The sequence below is a fragment of the Serratia sp. ASV30 genome (assembly GCF_016428815.1).
Taxonomy (GTDB): domain Bacteria; phylum Pseudomonadota; class Gammaproteobacteria; order Enterobacterales; family Enterobacteriaceae; genus Chania; species Chania fonticola_C.
This window is the reverse complement of record NZ_JAELTL010000111.1, coordinates 1-6,453: the sequence shown is the minus strand read 5'-3', so window position 1 is coordinate 6,453 and position 6,453 is coordinate 1. Positions and strand designations below refer to the sequence as shown.

1 protein-coding gene is annotated in these 6,453 nt (G+C 53.8%); it reads left to right on the top strand.

Annotation, left to right across the window (positions count from 1 at the left end; genetic code table 11):
• The coding region (locus JHD74_RS25260; protein ID WP_199063813.1) for a non-ribosomal peptide synthetase at positions 1-6,453 on the top strand (6,453 nt) is incomplete at both ends.

Below are 6,453 nucleotides of genomic sequence, written 5' to 3'. Positions count from 1 at the left end.
CAGAATGCGATTACCCACGGGATATGACGATCCACGAAATGTTCGAGGCGCAGGTAGCAAGAACCCCAGAGAATATCGCACTGGTGTTTGAGGGGGTGAGCCTGACCTATCGGCAGTTGAATGAACGCGCCAACCGGTTGGCCGCTTACTTGAGAGCGCAGTTTGTTTTACAACCGGACGATCTGATCGGGCTTTGCCTGGAAAGATCGGAGCGCATGATCGTGAGTATCCTGGCGGTGTTGAAGGCCGGAGCTGCCTATGTACCGCTTAGCCCCGATATGCCCGCGGAGAGAATGCTCTGGACGATAGAAAATATTCATTCCCGCGTTATTCTGACGGAGTTGGGCGCGCAAGAGGCGCTGGCCAAGCTGATTGATCCACAGAAGACGGCGCTGCTGTGCGTGGACGATCCTGAGTTGATAGCGCGGGCTGCCAGCCACCAGGTGGTTAACGTGGCAACCCAAACCAAACCTGACAATCTGATTTATGTCATCTATACCAGCGGGACGACGGGAACTCCTAAAGGGGTGATGATTGAGCATCATTCTGTCGCCAATCTTGTGGAGGCTCAGCGGAGTATCTTTGGCACTGAGATCTGCCAGGTCGGAGAGCCGACAAAAAGTTACCTTTTCTATTCAAATTATACCTTTGATGCGCATGTTCTGGATGTGTTCAGCCCGTTGCTGACCGGCCATTGCTTACATGTCTTGTCTAAAGAGATACGTTTGAATTTCGGTGCGCTTGCTGCCTACATTAAACAACATGCCATTGATATCGGTTTTGTGCCCCCTGCGCTGCTAAATAACAATGAAACACTGGGGCTTTCCACGCTAATCCTGGGAGGGGAGGTGGCCAGTAGCAGCGTGATAGAGCGCTATAGCGCTCAGGGGGTAAAAATAGTTAACTGCTATGGCCCAACGGAAACCACGGTCTTTGTCACCAGGAATGTTTACCAAACGGGCGATAGCAATACCATCATTGGCCGGCCGATAGGCAATGCTTACGCTTATATTCTGGACGGTTCTCTACGGCCGCTCCCTGAGGGTGCCGTGGGTGAGCTCTATATCAGTGGTGACTGTGTAGGCCGTGGTTATTTAAATAACCCTGAGGCGACTCATCAGGCGTTTATCGTCAACCCACTGCAAAGTGATGAAGATAAAGCGCGAGGCCGTCACGATCGGCTGTATAAAACGGGCGATTTAGTCCGTTACCTGAACGACGGTAAGATTGACTATATTGGGCGTAATGATGCCCAGGTGAAGATCCGTGGCTTCAGGATCGAATTGGCCGAAATCGAAAGCTGTCTGACCCAATATCCACAGATTGAACAGGTTGTGGTACTGGCACTGGAGCATGACTCGGGGCAAAAGTATCTGGTGGCCTATTATGTTGCGCCAGACGCATTGCCAGCAGATGTGCTGTCTGAGCATCTGCAACAGCGTTTGCCTGCCTATATGATCCCCACGGCGTTTGTTCATTTAACGGCATTGCCGATGAACATGAACAATAAGTTGGATCGCAAAGCCTTACCTCTGCCGATATTAACGGATGAGGCGAACTACGTGGCCCCAGCCAACGAGAGTGAAATGCTGATCTGCCGCGTATTTGCGGAGGTATTACAGCTTAAGGATTATGCGGTAGGGATCACTGATGATTTCTTCCGCTTGGGCGGGGACAGTATCAGCAGTATCCAACTGGCGAATAAACTCAAAAAGTTATCTGGCCACCATCTCACGGTGAAAGACATCTTTGCCCACAGAACGGCCAAAGCATTGAGCACTTACCTGCTGCAACGTCAGGGGGACAATTTGCCGGTTATCCAGTCAGAGGCGGGCATGCTGGCGGATGAGCTCCCCTTGGCGCCGATCCAGCGCTGGTTCTTCCAGGCCGTAGAGGCGGGGAAATTGCCTGATGCTGGGCATTGGAACCAGGCATTTATGGTTAAAGTGCCAACGTTAAACGTTGAGTTACTGCGTTTGAGCGTGGCTAAACTGGTTGAATATCATGACATTTTGCGTGCCGTTTACCCGAATGATGCCGCTGTCGGCCACTACCGTCAAACGATAGCGACCTTGCCATTTGATGCGATCAATCAACAGGATTTCACAGCCGTTCAGCTCGATGCGCAGTTGACGGCCTGGCAGAACCGTTTTTGCCTGGCAGAAGGGCCACTGTTCCATATCGGTTATATTGCAGGCTACGCTGATGAGACTGCGCGTATCCATGTAGCGGTACACCATCTCAATATTGATGCGGTCAGCTGGCGGATTATTAACCACGACTTACGCACGCTTTACCAGTTCTTTGCAGCACAAGGCGATAACCTTGATGCGACGGCTGATGCGCAAACTATCCTGGGCCAGAAAGGCACGAGTTACCGCCAATGGGTCAACTCGCTGCAAAACTACCCAGCCGTTGCCGTGAACAACCATAGGGATGAGAGGCACTACTGGGAGAACCTGACCACGGATTTGGACGCCTGGCACCAGTGTTTGGACGCCCATCGCGTGGGGACGCTCAATCGTACGATGATAAGCCTGTCGCAACAGCAAACCGGTTGTCTGTTGCGAGACCTTCATCATGTTTATCACACCGAGGTGAACGATATTCTGCTGACCGTACTGGCAGATGCATTGTCGCAGGTGGTTGGCGGTGACAGCCAGTATGTCCTGCTGGAAGGGCATGGCAGAGAGGCGATGTTTGACGATGTGGATATCAATAATACCGTCGGTTGGTTTACCTGCATGTATCCGGTCAATCTGCGTATTGAGCATCGTGACCTTGTACGCAATTTACCGTTGATTAAAGACAGGCTGCGAACCCCTCCTCACCATGGCTTAGGCTATGGCGTGTTGGTTGGCTATGATGCGCAGGCATTGCCGGCAGTGAGCTTCAACTACCTTGGCCAGTTTGATGGTGATGAACGGGATGGCGAGTGGGCGTTTGTTCAGGAATCTACGGGGTCGGCATTATCAGCGAATAACCGCACAACGGACTTTTTAGCGCTGAACGGCGGTGTGCTCAATGGTCAATTACAGTTCCTGGTCGAGGGTGATCTCAGCCCGGAACAGCTCGAACTGTTCGCCACGACTTATCGCCAGCGGTTAATCCAGTTGATCGATGAGCTTAAGCGGTCATCTCGCTCTTATCTCACCGAGTCTGATGTTAATGGCGTGGTCTCCGGTGAATTGTTAGTGCACCTCCAGCAGGATGAAGAGGTGGCGGCGATTTATCCGGCTAACAGCCTGCAACAAGGGTTTATTTATCATTACGTACTGCAAGGCGATGTCGACAACGCCTATCGTACGCAAATGGTCTGGCACTATCGTAATGCGTTGGATGTCGAGCTGTTAAAACGGGCGTGGCAATGCAGCCAGGCGAAATATCCGGCGCTGCGGCTAAGATTCTCCTGGCAGGAAGAGTTTGTGCAGATTGTCGATAAGCAAGGCACCTTTGGTTGGCAGTTTATCGATATCAGTGAGCAGGACGAACGTGCACAAGCAAGCACCATGGCTGAACTCATCAAGCAGGATCAGCAGACCCATTTCGATTTGTCTGCTAGCGGGTTATTCCGGCTGTATATCGTTAAGTGCGCGGCCGAACACTACATTTGTTTGTTTAATAACCATCACGCGATTCTGGACGGCTGGAGCCTGCCGATCTTGCTCAACGACGTGCACCAAAATTATCTGGCCCTGCAACAGGGAAGCGCGCCGGAGCAAACCGCAGATCAAAGCTATCTGGAGGCACAGGCATTGCTACAGACGGTTAGCCAGGAAACCGAGCAGTTCTGGCAAAACTATCTGGGTGGCTTGGAGGTGCAAGAGAATCTCACCGGCCTGCTAAAGCCTGAGATGAAGCACGTCAATTTAAGTGAATATAAACACTTACAAGACCCTCAGAGCGTGTCGACCGCATTGGCCGGTGAGCTTTACCACGGGCTGAAGGCGCTCTCGCGGCAGCATGGCGTGACGTTGAATGCGCTGATGCAGTATTGCTGGCACCAACAGCTCAGCCTTTATAGCCATGCGGACGTGACGATTGTGGGCATGACGGTGTCTGGTCGTAACCTGCCGGTGGAGGAGATAGAGCGCTCTGTTGGGTTATATATCAATACGTTGCCTGTCGTTCTGGCACATGCCGATGAGGCGATCATCGACAATGTCAAACGCCTGCAGGCCCATATTAATGACATCAATAGCTACAGCAATATCAGCCTGATCACACTGCAAAAGGCGGGGGTACGTCTGTTCAACTCGCTATTCGTGTTTGAAAACTATCCGGTGCCTGCCGATAACGGCGAGAGCCTGTTCAAACTCGAGTTTGAGGACAGTGATGAAAAACTGGATTACCCGCTGGGCATCATGGTGTACGAACAGGATGGACGGATTGAGTTCAAGATCAACTATGCGGGCGAGCTGTTCAGCCGTTCGGCCATTGAAGGCGTGCTGCAGGGAATTCGGCTCACCGTACAGCAGTTGATCGCGGACCCGGCCATGGCTCCCCAGGCGTTATCGCTGCTGACGAAGGAGGACTATACGCAGCTGGTAGCAAACCAGCCGCGGGTTCAGGTTGCCGTGGAGCGGAATAAACTGGTCGGTCAGATGTTTGAAGAGCAGGCTGCCAGAACGCCGGATGCTTTGGCGTTGGTATATCAGGATACTCGGTTGACGTATCGCGAGTTAAATCAGCGGGTGAACCAGTTGGCGGCTTACCTGCAGGCGAACTTTGCGATACAGCCTGACAGCGCGATTGCCCTCTATTTTGATAAGTCGACCCATATGGTCATTGCCATGCTGGCCGTACTCAAGGCCGGGGCGGCCTATGTCCCGATTAGCCCTCAGGCACCGTTGGAGCGCTTGAGTCTGCTGGTTGACGACGTTAAACCGGTGTTGATCCTGACGCAGCAGCATTATGATGCACGCATCGCTGGCTGTGGTTTCCCTCTGCTGGATATTGATAACCCGCAATTGGCCAACAGGCTGGCGCAGCTCGACGACAGCAATGTACCGTCACGCACGCAGCCAGACGATTTGGCTTATATCATCTTTACCAGCGGAACCACTGGCCGGCCAAAAGGGGTGATGATTGAACATCACTCGTTAATCAACCTGGCGCAAGGGCAGTCAGACCTGCTAGGTATGCCTACGGGCTATGAGCAGGCTGCCAGGCTAAACACGTTGTGGTACTCGGAATATGTTTTCGATGCCCATGCGCTGGATGTTTTCTGTGCCTTGTTGAATGGCCATTGCCTGCATATTCTGGCAGAACACCAACGTCTCGACTTTATCGCGCTCTCTGCCTATATCAGGGATCACGCTATCGATTTCGCCTTTATTCCTCCGGCGTTACTGGCACAAAATGAACTTCTGGAACTGTCCACGCTGGTCGTTGGTGGGGAGTGTATCGATGCGGCGATGATTGACCGCTACTGTGAGGCCGGAGTCCGTTTGATCAACGGTTACGGGCCTAGCGAAACCACCGTTTGGGCGACGGCGCGGATCTATCAACCTGGCGATGCCAATACCAATATCGGCAAGGCGATCAACAACGTTTGCGTCTATCTGCTGGATCGTCACCTGCGCCCCGTCCCACAAGGTGCGATTGGTGAGTTGTATATCGGCGGTGCTGGCGTTGGACGCGGCTATCGGAATAACCCGCAGGCGACAGCGGACGCGTTTATTGCCAATCCGTTCCGCAGCGATGCCGAACGCAGCCGTGGTGAAAACGCCCGCCTTTACAAAACCGGGGACCGGGGCCGTTACCTGCCGGACGGTAATATCGAATACCTGGGCCGCAATGACTTCCAGGTCAAGATCCGTGGCTTCCGTATTGAGCCGGGGGAGATCGAAGCCCGGCTGATCGAGCATCCTGCCATCCAGCAGGCACTGGTCCTGGCGAGCACTAACCCGGCGGGGCATACCCATCTGACGGCATACTACGTCGCACAGGCCCCCTTGGAGCAAGATGTGTTGCGCGCCCATCTGCAACAGGTTCTGCCGGACTACATGGTGCCGTCGGCCCTGGTTCACCTGCTGTCGCTACCGATGACCGTCAACGGCAAGGTCGATCGTGCTGCCTTGCCGGTCCCCACGTTTGAGGCGCAGGCAGACCGGGTGGCACCAGCGACGGCGACCGAGCAGCAACTGGCCGAGGTCTTCGCCGAGCTGCTCGCCCTCCCGCAGGACAGCCTCAGCGTGCTGGACGACTTCTATCGCCTGGGGGGCAACAGCATTCTGGCGATCAAGCTGGTGGGCCGTTTGACCCGCGCGTTAGAAAAAAGTGTGCATGTCTCTGACCTGTTCCGCCTGAGATCCATCCGTGCACTGGCGGCATTTATTGATAATACCGCGCAGGGTAGCCAGATCATCCAGGCACCGTCGATCGCCCGGCCTGAGGAACAGCGGCTGTCGTTTGCCCAGGAGCGCCTGTGGTTTATCGACCGTTATGAAG